Below are 14,804 nucleotides of genomic sequence, written 5' to 3'. Positions count from 1 at the left end.
CCGCAGACGCCGGCCCTACAGCCCTGGGACCAAGGAGTGCTCCGTGTCCGGCGAGATGATCGCTCTCAAGTCAGACGTCCTGTTCAGCCTGCGCAGCACCCTTCACGCGCAGGGCTTCGTCGAAGTCGTCACCTCGACGGTCCGCAAGGCCGACCTCGGCGCCGGGCGCCGCCTTACGGTCGGACTCGACGAGGGCCGGTTCCTGAGGGCGATGATCGGGCCCGCACTGCGCGTGAACCTCGAACATCACCAGCGGGTCTTCGAGATCGGCCCGTGCTACCGGCCCGAAAAGCCCGACGAGCTCCACGCCAACGAGTTCACGATGCTCGACCTCTACGCCGCCAACCAGGACTTCGAGTTCCTCTTCAACTTGGCGGAGCAGCTGGTCACCCCGCACCTCCGCTACACCCCCCAGCGGGTCTCGGTCGCCGACCACATCCAAGACCTCTTCGGCACCGACCTGCGCAGCGAGGCTCTCGGTGATCTGCCGGCGCGAATGGCCAGCCACCTGCACCTGCCGGCCCAGACGCCGTTCAAGACGGTCCTGGGGCAGTTCGTCGAACGCGAGCTGGAGACGCAGAGCGCGGGGGCCGCGCTCTTCCTCACCGACTACCCGCTCGGCGGAGACGAGCCGTGCGCGCGCCTCACCCCGGGCACGACCGGCATCCTGAACCGCTTCGAGCTCCTGGTCGACGGCATCGAGGTCATCCACGGCTACGAGGACGAACCCGATGGCCAGGCCTTCACCGAACGCGCCCGCGCGGTGGACCTGTACGACGACGAGCAGGCCCTGGCCCGGGAGGCGATCGACGCCGGGCGGGTCCCCGCCGCGAGCGTCGGCCTCGGAATCGGCATCGAGCGCCTGTGCATGGCCATCGCCGGCATCAAGGACATCAGCCGCTTCCAGCAGTCCCGCCAGTTCTGAACAGCCCCCGCCTGCCCGGAGGACCCGCGATGCTCTCTGCTCTTCGTCCACTCCACGCGGACGGCTTCGGAGCCGTCCTCGACACGGACCTCACCGACCCGCAGACGCTCGGCCTGGCCGCGGACCTGAAGGAGGCCCTTCACCGCCACCGGGTGCTCGTCGTCCCAGGCCAGCACCTGAACCACGCCGACCTCCTGGCCACCGCCGCCTGCTTCGGCGAGGTGGACACCGACGTCGACCGCCGCTACGCCGTCGGTGGCTTCCCGGGCTTGACCACGATCAGCAACATCCTCGAGGACGGGCACCGCGTCGGGGTCTACGACGGCGACCATGAAGAGGAGTGGCACGCCGACAACTGCTTCAAGCCCAACCTGACCGGCGTGACCCTGCTGTACTCGGTCATCGCACCGAACCAGGGCGGGCAGACCCGGATCGCCGACGCCACCGCGGCCTACGCAGCCCTGCCCGCAGACCTGCGGCAGCGCATCGAGAATCTGCGCGCCGTCCACTCCATCCAGCACCTCGCCACCCTCCAGAACCAGGCCAGCGGCCAGTCCTCCGTAGCCGCCGGCACCCTGGCCCTCCAGCCCGAAGTCGAGCAGCCCCTCGTCCTCACCCATCCCGCGACCCGGGCCCGCTCGCTGCTGCTGGGCTCCATGGCCGTCCGCCACGTCGTCGGTCTCACCTCGCAGGAGTCCAGCAACCTGCTGGCCGAACTCCTCGCACACGTGACCAGTCCCCGGTACGTCTACTCCCACCGGTGGAAGGCCGGTGACCTCCTGGTCTGGGACAACCGGGCCGTCCTGCACACCGCCTCGCCCTGCGACAGCTCCCGGAACCAGCGGCTCCTCTACCGCGCCGCTGTCCGGTGAGAACGGCCGGCCCGGCCACCGCGGCACGGCCCACGGCCGGAACCCGCATCCCGGTCCGCCCCTGGTCACTAGGGTCTGCGCATGACTGAGAAGGTCCCCCTGAAGGAAGCCGCGATCAACGCGGAACGCGTCACCCGAATCGGCCACGAAATCCAGGCGGTGTGCCCCGCTTTCGACGCCGACCAGTTCGCGCGTGAGGTGATCGCGGATCTCCCGCCACTGGCGCTCAAAGCACGGATCGCGCGTACCAGCGCGGGCCTGCACAAGCACCTACCCGTATCCGGAGCACAGGCGCTCGACGTCCTGCTCCGGTCACTGCCCGCCACTCCGGAAGAGGCGGGCATCACCACGGACTTCGGCCTGCACCTCTACTCCCCGCACTCCGACTACGTCGCCCGGTACTGCCGCACTCACGACAACCTCACCAGCTCGCTGGACGCCCTCGCGCGAATGACCCGCTACTTCACCGCGGAGGACGCTGCCCGGTACTTCATCGCCGACTTCCCCCAGGAGACGATGGCGACCGTCAACGGCTGGGCGCAGCACCCTGATCACCGGGTCCGGAGGTTGGCCAGCGAGTCCACCCGTCCCACCCTCCCGTGGTCCATCCGCATCCCCCTCGCGATCGACGCAGCCATGCCCGTCCTCGACCAGCTGCACACCGATCCCAGCCGGTACGTGACCCGCTCCGTCGCCAACCACCTCCACGACATCAGCGCCGAGCGCCCTGACATCGTCCTTGCGACACTGCAGCGCTGGAAGGACGGCGGGCGCGCCACCGGCAAGGAGTTCGAGTTCATCGCCCGCGAAGCCCTCAGGACCCTGCTGAAGACCGGAGACACCGCCGCCTACGAGTTCCTCGGATACCCGGCCGAGCCGCCCATCACCCTGCCCTCCCTCCACCTGGAGCGGCATGAGCTACGCGAAGGCGAGACCTTGGCCTTCACCGCGGAACTGTCCGCCACTGCGCCGGCGAAGCTCCGCGTGAGCTACGTCATTTCCTCCACCACCCTGACCGGAAGCCAGAGGAAGAAGGTGTACTTCCTCAAGGACACCAGCGCGGAAGCCGGACAGGCCCTGAACCTGTCAAAGGCCCACCGCGTGCGGACCACCGCGACCAACACGATCCGGCCCGGCACCCACACCCTCACCCTCCAGGTCAACGGCCGCCGCTTCGCGCCCACCAAATTCCAGGTTCTCGAACCGTGACACCGACCGCCATAGGCAGGGCCGCGGCTACGGTCACGGCCCATAGCGCGGCCCATCCCCGAAACGACCCCGTGCACCGGGCGAGCCGTCCGCTCAGACCGGCCCGGTGCACACCCCCGCGCCCGCCTCCGTACGGTCGCGGTGGTCCGCGATATCACCCGCTGTCACGGTCGGGCGTTGGGGTCAGCGGTCGTGATGGCCGTAGGCCGCGAGGATTTCACTCTCGCTCTCACCCCGATGGAAGAGGTGCCAGTGCATGTGCTTCGACTCCTGGTAGAGGCCCAGATTGGTGTTGACCGAGCACGCGCCGTGCTCCTTCTCCACCATGGCCGCGACCTCTTGGACCACGGCCAAGACCTCGGCGAGCAGATCAGATCTGGCGCTTCCGAGGTTCGTGAGGGACGGGACGTGCTCCTTGGGGATCACCACGATATGCACCGGGTAGGACGGACGGGTGTGGTGGTAGGCCAGGACACGCTCCGTCTCCACGACCCGTTCGACTTCGACCCGGCCGCTGAGGACCTGGTTGCAGTAGAAGTCGCTGACCGCCGCACCTGTCGTCACAGTGAGCCGCCTTCGTCGTCAGGGTGTGATTGGACGCCACGGTACTGCCCTACGACGGCCAACACCGCACCTCCGTCAGGGCAGTACCGATCGCACACCAGTACCCATCTCGCCCCGCGGAGGGCCAGGCTCTCTCCGTCGTACAAGGCCTGGGCGACGAGGCCCTCACCCACCGCTTTCCGCCCCTGGCCTCGGCCTTCGGACGAGCCGCGCAACCCACTGAAGGAGACCACCGCTTGAACACCACACCCCGGCTTCCCGCTCGGCTGGGAAAGGGCGACCGGATCGGCATCGTCACCCTCTCCGCCCCCGAACCTGCTGCCGACCCGGCCGCCTTCGAGCGCGGGGTCGCCGCGCTCATGGCCCGAGGGTTCGAGCCGGTCCTCGGCGCCCACGCCTTGGGCCGGTCCGGGTATCGGGCCGGCAGCACCACCGACCTCCTGGACGATTTCCACGCCATGATCGCCGACGACACGATCGCGGCGGTGGTGTGCGCGGGCGGCGGCAAGAACGCCAACCGGCTCCTGTCCGGCCTGGACTACCCGCTCATCGCCGCGCACCCGAAGGCGATCGTCGGGGTCAGCGACCCCAGCCTCCTCCTGAACGCGATCACCGCCCGCACCGGGCTCGTGACCGTCCACGGGCCGTCGGTGATGTGGGACTGGGCGCAGGACGGGCCTGCCGAGACCTTCGAGCACTTCACCGCGGTGCTGTCCGGACGGCCCGACGCGGCCCGGATCGACGCACCCCTGACCTGGACGCGGGCCGGCGTGGCCGAAGGTCACCTGGTGGCCGGCTGCTTGTCCTCGCTGCGGTGCCTGCTCGGCACCCCGTGGGAGCCGCTCTGGGATGGTGCGCTCCTGGTGATCGAGGACGCCTTCAAGCCCACCGATCTCCTCGACCAGGCCCTGACCCACTTCCAGGACTGCGGTGTCCTGGACCGGATCGCCGGACTGATCGTCGGGGAGAGCGTGGGCTGCGAGCCCACGGCGGGGATCACGGTCGCGCAGATGGTCGACGAGGTGTGCCGGGACTACGGGTGGCCTCTGGCCCACGGGCTTCCGTACGGGCACACCCCGCTCAAGGTCACCCTGCCCATCGGGGCAACAGCCCGCCTGGACGCGGACGCCGAGCGCCCGCTCACGCTCACGTCCCCATGGACCGCTACCCGACAGGAGTCGCGATGACCACCAGCGTCCGAAGGAACTCCCGCAGGAGGCCGTGATGATGCTGGAGAAGGACCCCAAGGCGTTCCCGCCCGCGCCTCCGGCGTCGCTGGATGATGCGCGTGCGGTGCTGGAGGCCGACTGGTCGGCGTTCACCCGCATCGGCCGTATGAGCGACCACTGGGACCGGCCCGGATGGACGGCCGGTCACCGCGCCTACTACTGGATGGTGACCTTCGCCGGCGCCAGCGGGCTGGTCGATGAGGCACTCTCCTGCCAGAACGCCCTGGCCGAGCTCGCAATGGACCCGGTGCCTGCGGACGGTCTCCACATCACCATGGCCAAGATCGGGAACCGTGACCAGGTCACCGGCCCCCAGCTGGGCGCTCTGGCCGGGGTCGTGCGCGGCACTCTCGGACGCCCTTTCCGGCTGCTAGCCCATCCGATGGCCGGGTCACGGGGCGCGATCCGGTTCACGCTCACGCCGTGGACGGAGCTGGTGGCGCTGCATGCGGCCCTGACGCAGGCCGGAGCAAGGGCAGGCGTGCCGGGAGGCCGAGGAACGCCTCTTTTCCGTCCCCACCTTGGCATTCTCTACAACAACCGTGACCGCGAGGCCGCCACTCCCATCCAGGCTGTTGCCGCACTGCGTAGCCGTTCACCCGTCGAGCTGACGGTGAACGCGGTGCAGCTGGTCGAGCTCCGCCGGGACGCACGCGCATACAGGTGGGACACCCTGCACGAGCTCGCGCTGGACGGTGCCGTGCGGCCGTAGTCGGGGAGCCGGTCACGCGCCGACTTCGCGCCCGCAAGGCGCGAGCTCGACCTGTCCGACAGCGGCCCGATCCAACCTGCGAGCGCCCGCCTCACGGTCTACGGACGCAGACCCAGTCCCCACCATCGCCCATGCCCACAGCCAAGAAGCCTTGGACCAGACGGCCCGCGGTCCGAAACGACCCGGCACACCATCCACAAGGGATTTCCCAAGGACCGGCCCCGCACCATCGGGTTCAGGCCAACCTCTCGTCTGCGCCGGCCTGGGAAGCCGGCGGCAGCCGGAAACGATCAGCGGCCATGGGAGGGGCCTCCGCGTCGCAAGGTCGGCCAGATCGCGCTGCTCCTCCCACCGGCCTGCGCTGTACTCACTGCCTCCACCTCATTCGCTCAGCAACCGCCACCTCCACAACCCGAGGAGGCGGCCTCCAACACGCCCTCCCGGAGGACCCCATGCATCCCACCCAGATCCCCGTTGCACCCCGAACCGTGCCCAGGCATCCCAAGAACCACTGCGGTACCCCGCGCGCTCTGCTCCAGCACCACGCCGACGACGCGGCCGTTCAGAACCACCGCTCACCACGACCGGATACGGGGCGAAGCGAATGACCACACACAAGGACCCGGCACCGCAGGACGCGGCGGCGCAGAGCGTCTCGGACTCCGAGCGGCTGCTGTTCGGCGGGGAGCTCGCCTACGACGTCGGCTGGGACCAGCACGAGGGTGCCTGGCTGAAGCTGGGCCTGTGGACCATGGCCAAGGCCCTGCCCAGCATGGCCGCCACCGGCCTGAAGCTCGCCCACCTCGCGGACGCCCGCGCCCTTCGCGTGGTGCTCGGAGCCGAGGTCGGACGCGGCATCACCCAGGCTGTCGGGCTGGTCGCGGTCAACAGCGTCCTGGGCCACATTCTGGCCGGCGGTACGACGAACGACCGTCTGGCCCGGGCCGTGCCGGCACTCGTGGTGGTCGCGCTGACAGCGCTGCTGGGCTCGCTCCTTCGGTCCGCGTCGACGGCGGCGACCGGTGAGCTGGAGCCGAAGGTGCAGCGGGTCGCAACGGAGCGCTACTTGGGGCTGGTCCACCAGGTCGAGCTCTCGGCGATCGAGGACGACGAATTCCACCGCCTCCTGGATGCCGCCCGCTACGGCGCCGACTCCGCCCGCCGGATGATCCGCTACTGCACCAACACCCTCAACTCGGGGATCTCACTGATCGCGGCGGCGGGCGTGCTGACCGTGCTGCACATCGCGCTCCTGCCTCTGCTGGTCCTGATGACGTTGCCGAGCGCTTGGAGTTCGCTGACGATCTCCAAGCAGCGCTACATCTCCTTCCACACCTTCGTGCAGCACGCGCGGGCTGGACACCTGCTGGGGCAGCTGCTGACCCAGCGCGAAGCCGCCGCCGAGGTCCGGGTCCACGGCGTCGGTCCCTTCCTTCTGGAGCACTGTAGGGAGATGGCCGAGACCAGCGAGCGCGAGCAGACCCGCCTCGCACGCAACGCGGCCCGGATCGGACTGATCGCCGACGCAGGATGCGGCGCCGCGACCCTGCTCACGTACAGCGCACTCGGACTGCTGCTGTGGAGCGGGAGGATGGACCTCGCTGTCGCCGGCACCGCGGTCCTCGCCATCCGCACCGGCGCCTCCAGCCTCGACGGGCTCGTCCTGCAGATGGCAGATTTGCACCAAGAGTCACTCTTCGTAGCGGATTTCGATCGTCTCTGTGCGGAGGCGAAGGCGCGGGCGATCCCGGCGACCGGCGAGGACCTTCCCGAGACCGTGCGGGAAGTCCGCTTCGAGAAGGTCACCTTCACTTACCCGGGCAGCAGCGGCGAAGTGCTGGAGCCGACCCTGCGGGAGGTGTCCCTGTCCTTCCCCATGGGCAAGGTCATCGCCCTCGTCGGGGCCAACGGATCCGGCAAATCCACGTTGATCAAACTCCTTGCCGGCCTGCACCTGCCCGACGAGGGCGGCGGCACGATCTGGTGGGACGGCGTCGATGCCGCCAAAGCCGACCGCAACCAGATCTTCGCCCGTATCGCTCTGATGTCGCAGAGCTTCTTCAGGTGGCCGTTTACGGTGAGGGTCAATATTGGCATCGGCAGGCCCACCGTCCCCATCGAGGACCAGGCGGTGCACGAGGCGGCGGCCTTCTCCGGCGCCAGCCGCTTCATCGATGCCCTGCACCGCGGCCTCGGCACGCTCCTCGGACGCGGCTACAAGGGAGGCAAAGACGCCTCCGGCGGGGAATGGCAGATGCTGGGGATCTCCCGATCTGTGTACAGGCACGCGAAAATCCTGGTGGTCGACGAGCCGACCAGTGCCCTCGACGCGGTCGCTGAGCAGCGGGTATTTGATCAGATCCGTGCGCTGGCGGCGGAGACGGGCCAGACGATCGTGCTCATCACTCACCGTCTCCATTCGGTGCGCCACGCGGATGTCATTCACGTCATGAAGGACGGCCAGGTCGCCGAGTCGGGCAGTTTCTCGGAGCTGATGGATGAGGCCACCGGTACGGGGGACTTCCGAACCGCTTACCTCGTACAGGCCTCCGCGTTCACCGACAGCCTGCCCGGCCAGCGTGATGCCACCACCGGCACCAAGACCGTCGGCCGGGGGTGACCACGCTGACGGACCGGTCCTGGGCGCGCACTCGGCCCGGTGTCCGCAGCGGTTCGCCCCGGCCCTGGTCGGCGCCCTGGCGGATCGCGCGGTGGCTGCCGCGTCCGAACCCGTCGCCGCCGTGATCACCAGGTACTTCAAGGAGGCCTTCTCGTGGGAGCTTTGACAGCCGACTGCCCGCAGTTCCGGGAGATCACGTTCGTGATCATCGACTTTGAGGGGACCACGCCTCGCGGGTATCCGCCCCAGCCGATCGAGGTCGCGGCCCTCGCCTTGTCCTTCCGGGCCGCGGGAGGGTGGGAGCGGACCGGGGCGTTCGAGTCGCTCATGAGGCCGCCCGCATTCGCCCCGATCACACCGCTCGGGACCCGGCAGACCGGCATCAGCGCCGAGATGCTCGCGGGCGCGCCCGCAGCCGGCGAGGCACTCGCAGCGCTGGATGCCCGCTTGACGGCAGGCCCGTATCTCCTGGTCGCGCACCACGCCAGCGTCGAGAGCGGCATGATCTTCCGCCATCGCGAGGCCTGCCCCGTGCTGGCCGCCACCGATCTGATCGACACGATCCCGCTCGCCAAGTACCTCCTGCCCGACGTCGGGAACTACAGGCTCGACACGCTCCTGGCCCACTACAAGATCCCCAGGCCCGCGGATCGGCACCGGGCGATGGCCGACGTCAAGGTCACCGCTGAGGTCTTCGGCCGGCTGATCGCCGACGCCGACGCCACGGGCGCCTTCAAGACCCTCAGCGCCCTGAAGGAGACCGCGGGGTGCCGAGCCAAAGCCACGGAAATCGCCCAGAGCGGACTGTTCTGACCACCCCCGGCCGCCACACGAGGAGGCCCCCCGGGCCGGGACGCGGATCCAGGTCCGCCTTCCCGTATCAACAGCGGCGTTTCGGCCATCACCCCAGGGTGGCGGGACCCGCGCACGGAAAGGGTCGATGCACCCTGCACCAGGCCACGGCCCCGGCCGGATACGGAACCCTCTTCGGCTGGAACACGCACGTTCGATCAGGCGGGTGTCGTCGTTGAACCCGACATCATCAGTCCCGCGACAACAGCCCCTCAGCAAAAGAGCAGTTGACGCCTCACACAGCCGCGCTAATCCCCTGGCGGGCCCGGCAGTTCACGCCACGCACGCAACCCGGCCTTTCCCGACACCGCCCCCGCACCGGCCCCAGTGCTGGACCGCACCGCGCTTCGCCCGCCATCGATCCCAGGAGTCCGGCATGACTGAAATCCCCGAGGAACCGCGCGGAGCTGCCGCGCTCCTGGCCAACGGCGCCGGCCAGCACCTGCTCCGTCTCCGCGATGACGACAAGCCGTCGGCGGCTGGGGGCAGCCGCGCCCGGCTGAATGTCCTCGGTGTTCACCTCTACCTCGAGCGGGAGGACGGCCGGATCCTCCTGGGCCTGCGCCACCCCGACGTCGCGTTCGCAGGCCGGCACTACCACTTCTTGGCAGGGCACTGTGAGAGCGAAGGAGCGGTTGCCTGCTTGGTCCGCGAGGCGGAGGAGGAGGCCGGCCTCACGATCGACCCGGGGGACGTCGAGCTGGTGCACACCGTGCACATGGTCGACGAGGGCGGGGACGACCAGCCCCGGATCGGCCTCGTCTTCCGGGCCCGGACATGGGCGGGAGAGCCGCAGCTACGGGAGCCGGACAAGTGTCTGGAGTGGGTGTGGGCGGACCCGGCCCAGCTGCCCGAACCCGTCGTCGCGTACACGCTGACCGCGATCGAGGCGATCGGCCGCGGCGTGCCGTACTCCGAACTGGGATGGCCGGCATGAAGCCCTCCCCCGGCTCCCCGGCCGCGGCGCCAGGGGGTGACGTCAGGCCTTCGTTGTGGCGGCACCGCGACTTCCGCCGGTACCTGACCGGGCAAAGCGCCAGCGTGGCCGGCAGCTCGATCAGCTCCATGGCTCTGCCGGTACTGGCCGTCCTCGAACTCGACGCCACGACCGGCCAGGTCGCCATGCTCGCGTTCCTCGGCCAGCTCCCGCCCGCGCTCCTCGCCCTGCACGCCGGGGCGCTCGCTGACCGGTACGCCAAGCGCAAGCAGATGATCACCGGTGATCTGGCCAGTGCTCTCGCGCTGGCGACGGTCCCGGTGGCCGCGGCCCTGGGGACGCTGAGTCTGGCGCAGCTCATGGCCGTCGCCGCCGTGCAGGGCGCCGCGGGGGTACTGCATGACGCGGCGGCGATCAGCTTGCTGCCGGGGTTGGTCGACCGGTCGCTGATCCAGCGGAGCAACAGCCGCGTCGGCGCGCTGTTCGCGGTGGCGGCGACCGGCGGCAGCAGCCTCGGCGCCGCCCTGACCACACTGCTCGGCCCGGCCCGGGCCCTCCTCGGCGACGTCGGCTCCTACCTGTTCAGCGCCTGGTGCACGGCCAGGATCCAGGCCCGCGAGAGCATGCCGGCGCCGGCCGCACGGCGCCGGCTGGGTGCGGAGATCGCAGAGGGCTGGAGGTACGTTCACGGCGATCCCCGTCTTTCGGTGCTCACGTGGGTCAACGCGACGACGTCCCTGGCGCTGGCCATCCTGAACACCTTGTGGGGCCTGTACCTGCTGCGATCCTTGGCGATGCCCCCGGCCGTCTTCGGTATGGTCCTGGGCTTCGGAGCCCTCGGCGCGGCCACCGGGGCCCTGTCCGCCCCGGCCGTCGCGCGTCACGTCGGGCCCGGGCCGATGATGCTCGGCGCGCTCGCCCTCACTCCGCTGACGCAGATCCCGCTGCTGCTCGCGTCCCCCGGCACCGGCTGGGAGATCACGATCGGCGCCACCCTGTTCGTCCAGCTCGCGTGCGCCGGTGCGGCAGGAACGACCCAACGTTCGATCAGGCAGATGATCACCAACCGGAGCATGCAGGCCCGGATGCAGTCCGTGAGTACCTGCCTGACCTCCGGGGCCCGGCCACTGGGCGCACTGCTCGCCGGCGGCCTCGGCACTGCGGCCGGAGTCCGGCCCGCCCTGGTCGCCGGTGCCCTGCTGCTCGTCGTGCCGCTCGTGGTCCTTGCCCGTTCGCCGCTGCGCGGCCTGCGACAGATGCCCGAAGCCTCGGCCCCACCCGACGTCCCCGGCAAGGTTGTACCCGCTCCCGGGCCGGCGGCAGCCACAGACGCCAGCCGGGAACGTTCGATGGACGGAGGAGCCCCATGACCCGGCCGACCAGCCGGAACACCGAACCGGAACCCACCGCCCGTGCGGTGGCAGACCTGAGCTCCGCGGCAGGCCGGGCGGAGATGGTGGCCAGCCTGGAGAAGACCGGTGACCTCGCGGCCGGACCGGTCCGTGACGCACTGCTCGCGCTGCCACGCGAGGTGTTGATGCCGCAGGCGTACGTGCGCCGCTCGGCCCCCGACGAGACGCCACCGCGCTGGGAACTACTGGACTGGGCGCGACCCGAGGACAGGGACGAGCTGCGGGAGCTGCTCCACAGCGGGGGCAGCGTGCCGGTCCAGCACGCCGGCGAACCGCTCCTCGGGCGGGTCCCCGGCCCCCGGTCCGGGGGTTCGATGACCGCGATGTCGAGCACCATGGGCATGACCGCGCCCCTGCTCACCCTGCTGGACCTGAAGCCGGGCCAGCACTTCCTGGACGTCGGCACGGGCGCCGGAGTCACCGCCGCCGTGGGGTGCTTCATCTGCGGCGACGCGGGCGTCGTCACCCTCGATATGGACGCGCACGTGGGTGATGCCGCACGAGCCCGCCTCGCCGCCCTGGGGTACCGGCCCGCCGTGGTCACCGGCGACGGGCGAGAGGGCTGGCCCGGCGGGGCGCCGTACGACAGGATCTTCGTCTCCTTCGGCCTACCCCATGTCCCGCCCGCGCTGGTGGCGCAGCTCGCGCCGGGTGGCCGCGCGCTGATGACGGTGGGCGCCACGTCGCCGTCCTGGCCCGGCCTCGCCGTCATCACCAAGACCGCGACCGGACAGGTGCGGGCCGAGCTGCGCGCGGTGGAGTTCGGGCACCGCGCCGGCGCCGGCTTCGACCAGGTGTTCCTGTCGGCCACATTCCGCAAACGGATCGCCACCGAGGACGGCCAGCAGACGCAGGCCAGCCGCCTCGAACCGCCGCCGGTCACCGACCGGGGCTTCTGGACGGCGCTCGGCGCCCTGCGGCCCGGCCTCGTCCGTGACTTCGCCGCCGACGACCTGACCATCGGCGCACCCGCTTGCGGATCCTGGATGCGGGCGCGCCCGGCCGGACACCGCCGATGGGAGATCACTGTGGCCGGGCCCCGCGACATCTGGGAAGAGCTCAACGACGTCGCCGCCCGGTGGCGCACGGCCGGATCCCCCACCGCATACCGCCTCGAGTTCGCCGCCGACGGTACCCAGCGGGTGTCCAGCCGCTGCGCGACCCTCACCTGGACTCTCCCCACCTCTTCACCCACCCCTGGAGACGACGCATGACCAGCAGTTCCGGCGAACCGGCCGCCGCCGCCCCAGGGGAGGCGCTCTTCGGTACGACGGCCGTCGACTACTCCCGCTACCGGCCCGGCATCCCGGACGCTGCCGTGCGCTTGCTCGCCGCGACCCTGCACGGCGTGCCCGCCCCCGCCCTGCTCGACCTCGGGACCGGCACCGGGCAGGTGCCGCACGCGCTGCTGCCCACTCTCCCGCGACTCGCCCGCATCGACCTGGTCGACGTCAGCCCGGCCATGCTCGACCAGGCGATGTCCGACCTTCAGCCCCTCCTCGAAGGACGCACGGCCACCGCCTTCGCCGGCGCCGCCCACACCTTCACTCCCCAACAACCCGAAGCCCGTGCCGATTTGATCACCATCTGTCGCGCCTTCCACTGGATGGACCGCCCGGCCGTCCTTGAGATGGCCGACCGGGCGGCTGCCCCGCACGCCGTCGTGGCGGTGATGGGCGACGGAAGCCTGTGGACCCACACCGCCGACTGGACGACCGCCCTGAAGGAACTGATCCAGACCTACCTGGGCGAGTCCCGGCGTGCGGGAATCACCGGTACCTACACGCAGCCGGCACGCTCGTACGAGGACGACCTCGCCGCCTCGCCGTTCAGTGACGTGCGAGAGTACCGGTTTCCGGTCACCCGGGCCTGGCGCCCTGAGAGCGTCATCGGCTACCTGCGCAGTACCAGCTTCGCCCGCCCCGACCATTTCGCAGACCGGCATCCGGCATTCGAAGCCGAGGCCCGTGACCTGCTCGCCGCGTACGCCAAGGGCGGGCTCCTGCGCGAGGACGCTGTCTTCACCGTCCTGACGACCCGCCGGCCCAAGGCCGCGTCATGAGTGGCCCGCAGCGACACCGCGAACCCGTCGACGTTCACCTCATCCTGCGCCGTGACACGGATACGGGCCCCGAGGTCCTGCTCTCCCGCCGCGCCGGCGACGTCTACGCATCGGGCATGTGGCACCTCGTCTCAGGTCATATCGACGGCCCGCACGAGGACATGCGTACCGCGCTGATTCGCGAGGCCCAGGAAGAGGCCGGGATCACCATCGACCCGGCGCAGGTCCGCTACGCGCTCACCGTGCACCACCGCGGTCCAGGGCGGCCGAAGCCGAATCGGAGCGTTTTTCGAGGTCATCGCGTGGCAGGGCATCCCCGCAGTCCGCGAGCCGGCCGTGTGCGACGCCATGGGCTGGTTTCCCCTCGACGCCCTCCCGGAGCCCATAGTCGCCTACTGCAAGGCAGGGCTGGACACCTACCGGGCCGGAGAAGTGATGGCCCTCCACTTCCAGGAACCCGGAGACCCGATCGCCTACACCCCGGCTCTCGACCGCCGCCGTGCCCTTCCCTCCGCGCTCGGACCAGCCGGCCCCGTCGGACCCGAGAGTGCGGTGCGGGAGTTCGCCGAGCAGGCCGTCGGGCGGATCAGGACCTGGACGGACCTCTCCTGGACACGGGAGGCCAGCCGCGTGTGGCAGGCCGACGGCGTGGGAGGCGGCGTCTGGTTCGTCAAGATCCATCAAAACGACCGGTTCCACCAACGGGAGGTGGACGCCCTGCGCGGCTGGGTCCCCCGCCTGGGCGCGGCCGCACCCCGCCTGGTGGCAGCCGAGCCGGCGCTGCGTGCCGTCGTCATCACCGCGGTCCCCGGCGACTCCCTGCACGGCGCCGTCCACCCGCCGCAGGAAGAGCAGCTGATCTTCCACCGGATCGGCCGGCTCGCGGCCGCCATCCACGCCAGCGCCCCGGCCCGCCCGGCCACCGGCCCGCCCGGCCACCGGCCCGGTACTGCCCCTGGGGAAACTCGAGCGGCACCTGGACGGCGCGCGCCTGCTCCTCGCTCCAGGGGACGAGGAGTTCGTGAAGGCGGTGGCCGGGCGGGCCGCCGGCCTGCCGGCACTGGCCACGGTGCCAACCCACGGGGACTTCCAGCTGAGGAATCTCCTGTGGGACCCGGTCGCCAAGACCTTGCACGTGATCGACTTCGAGCGGAGCGAGGAAGGCCCCGGTGTCCGGGACATCGTGCGCCTGGCCGATGCCTGGCATGGCCGGCCCGATCTGTTCGAGGCCCTGATCGAGGGATACGGGCGCCCGCTCACCCCGGCCGAGGAGCAGTACATGGAGGTCCTGACGGTCCTGGACTCCGTGTCAGGAATCGCTTATGGCGCCGCCAACCGCGATGCGGAGCTCATCGAGCGCGGCCGCCGCGCCCTGGCCCGGCTCCGTGCCGCGGTCCGCCCGTGAACAGC

14 protein-coding genes are annotated in these 14,804 nt (G+C 70.5%); 13 read left to right on the top strand and 1 reads right to left on the bottom strand.

Features of this window, described 5'->3' with window-relative positions; all coding sequences use genetic code 11:
* The first annotated feature begins 43 nt into the window (after nt 1-43).
* The 3 genes from ACFWUZ_RS02605 (at nt 44) to ACFWUZ_RS02595 (ending at nt 3,006) form a co-directional block, all read left to right on the top strand.
* Nucleotides 44-925: an amino acid--tRNA ligase-related protein gene (locus ACFWUZ_RS02605; RefSeq protein ID WP_384365766.1), complete on the top strand. Its 882-nt coding sequence runs from the start codon at nt 44-46 to the stop codon at nt 923-925.
* A gap of 29 nt (nt 926-954) precedes the next feature.
* Nucleotides 955-1,797, top strand: coding sequence for a TauD/TfdA dioxygenase family protein (locus ACFWUZ_RS02600; RefSeq protein WP_384365763.1), 843 nt, complete (start codon nt 955-957; stop codon nt 1,795-1,797).
* An 81-nt stretch (nt 1,798-1,878) separates the two neighbouring features.
* Nucleotides 1,879-3,006, top strand: coding sequence for a hypothetical protein (locus ACFWUZ_RS02595; protein ID WP_384365760.1), 1,128 nt, complete (start codon nt 1,879-1,881; stop codon nt 3,004-3,006).
* 183 nt (nt 3,007-3,189) lie between these two features.
* On the opposite strand, the gene ACFWUZ_RS02590 is transcribed toward ACFWUZ_RS02595, so the two are convergent.
* Nucleotides 3,190-3,570 carry an HIT family protein gene (locus tag ACFWUZ_RS02590; RefSeq protein ID WP_384365757.1) on the bottom strand — a complete coding sequence of 127 codons (381 nt, stop codon included), beginning with the start codon at nt 3,568-3,570 and terminating at the stop codon, nt 3,190-3,192.
* A gap of 236 nt (nt 3,571-3,806) precedes the next feature.
* Between ACFWUZ_RS02590 and ACFWUZ_RS02585 the strand changes: the two genes are divergently transcribed.
* From ACFWUZ_RS02585 to ACFWUZ_RS02540, 10 genes are all read left to right on the top strand, one after another.
* Nucleotides 3,807-4,757, top strand: coding sequence for an LD-carboxypeptidase (locus tag ACFWUZ_RS02585; protein ID WP_384365754.1), 951 nt, complete (start codon nt 3,807-3,809; stop codon nt 4,755-4,757).
* Nucleotides 4,758-4,794: 37 nt separating this feature from the next.
* Complete coding sequence (locus tag ACFWUZ_RS02580) at nt 4,795-5,511, top strand: 2'-5' RNA ligase family protein (protein ID WP_384365751.1); 717 nt, start codon at nt 4,795-4,797, stop codon at nt 5,509-5,511.
* Between the two features lie 604 nt (nt 5,512-6,115).
* On the top strand, nt 6,116-8,131 hold the full coding sequence (locus tag ACFWUZ_RS02575) for an ATP-binding cassette domain-containing protein (RefSeq protein ID WP_384365747.1): 2,016 nt from the start codon (nt 6,116-6,118) through the stop codon (nt 8,129-8,131).
* A gap of 153 nt (nt 8,132-8,284) precedes the next feature.
* Nucleotides 8,285-8,944, top strand: coding sequence for a PolC-type DNA polymerase III (locus ACFWUZ_RS02570; RefSeq protein WP_384365744.1), 660 nt, complete (start codon nt 8,285-8,287; stop codon nt 8,942-8,944).
* 415 nt (nt 8,945-9,359) lie between these two features.
* Nucleotides 9,360-9,920, top strand: a complete 561-nt coding sequence (locus ACFWUZ_RS02565; RefSeq protein ID WP_384365740.1) for an NUDIX domain-containing protein — start codon at nt 9,360-9,362, stop codon at nt 9,918-9,920.
* A complete protein-coding gene (locus tag ACFWUZ_RS02560) occupies nt 9,908-11,290 on the top strand; it encodes an MFS transporter (RefSeq protein WP_384365737.1) in 1,383 nt (460 codons plus the stop codon). Before ACFWUZ_RS02565 ends, ACFWUZ_RS02560 begins: the two co-directional genes overlap by 13 nt.
* The gene (locus ACFWUZ_RS02555) at nt 11,287-12,546 is read left to right on the top strand and encodes a protein-L-isoaspartate O-methyltransferase (protein ID WP_384365734.1); all 1,260 of its coding nucleotides are present in this window, start codon (nt 11,287-11,289) and stop codon (nt 12,544-12,546) included. Before ACFWUZ_RS02560 ends, ACFWUZ_RS02555 begins: the two co-directional genes overlap by 4 nt.
* Nucleotides 12,543-13,394, top strand: a complete 852-nt coding sequence (locus ACFWUZ_RS02550) for a class I SAM-dependent methyltransferase (protein ID WP_384365731.1) — start codon at nt 12,543-12,545, stop codon at nt 13,392-13,394. The genes ACFWUZ_RS02555 and ACFWUZ_RS02550 overlap by 4 nt, the downstream gene beginning before the upstream one ends.
* Nucleotides 13,391-14,419: an NUDIX domain-containing protein gene (locus ACFWUZ_RS02545; RefSeq protein ID WP_384365728.1), complete on the top strand. Its 1,029-nt coding sequence runs from the start codon at nt 13,391-13,393 to the stop codon at nt 14,417-14,419. The genes ACFWUZ_RS02550 and ACFWUZ_RS02545 overlap by 4 nt, the downstream gene beginning before the upstream one ends.
* On the top strand, nt 14,344-14,799 hold the full coding sequence (locus tag ACFWUZ_RS02540) for a phosphotransferase (protein WP_384366310.1): 456 nt from the start codon (nt 14,344-14,346) through the stop codon (nt 14,797-14,799). The genes ACFWUZ_RS02545 and ACFWUZ_RS02540 overlap by 76 nt, the downstream gene beginning before the upstream one ends.
* The last annotated feature ends 5 nt before the right edge of the window (nt 14,800-14,804 follow it).

The sequence above is a fragment of the Streptomyces sp. NPDC058646 genome, from assembly GCF_042716875.1.
In the GTDB taxonomy this organism is placed as follows: Bacteria; Actinomycetota; Actinomycetes; order Streptomycetales; family Streptomycetaceae; genus Streptomyces.
Note: the sequence above shows the minus strand (reverse complement) of the source record. Positions and strands in the feature narration are given on the sequence as shown.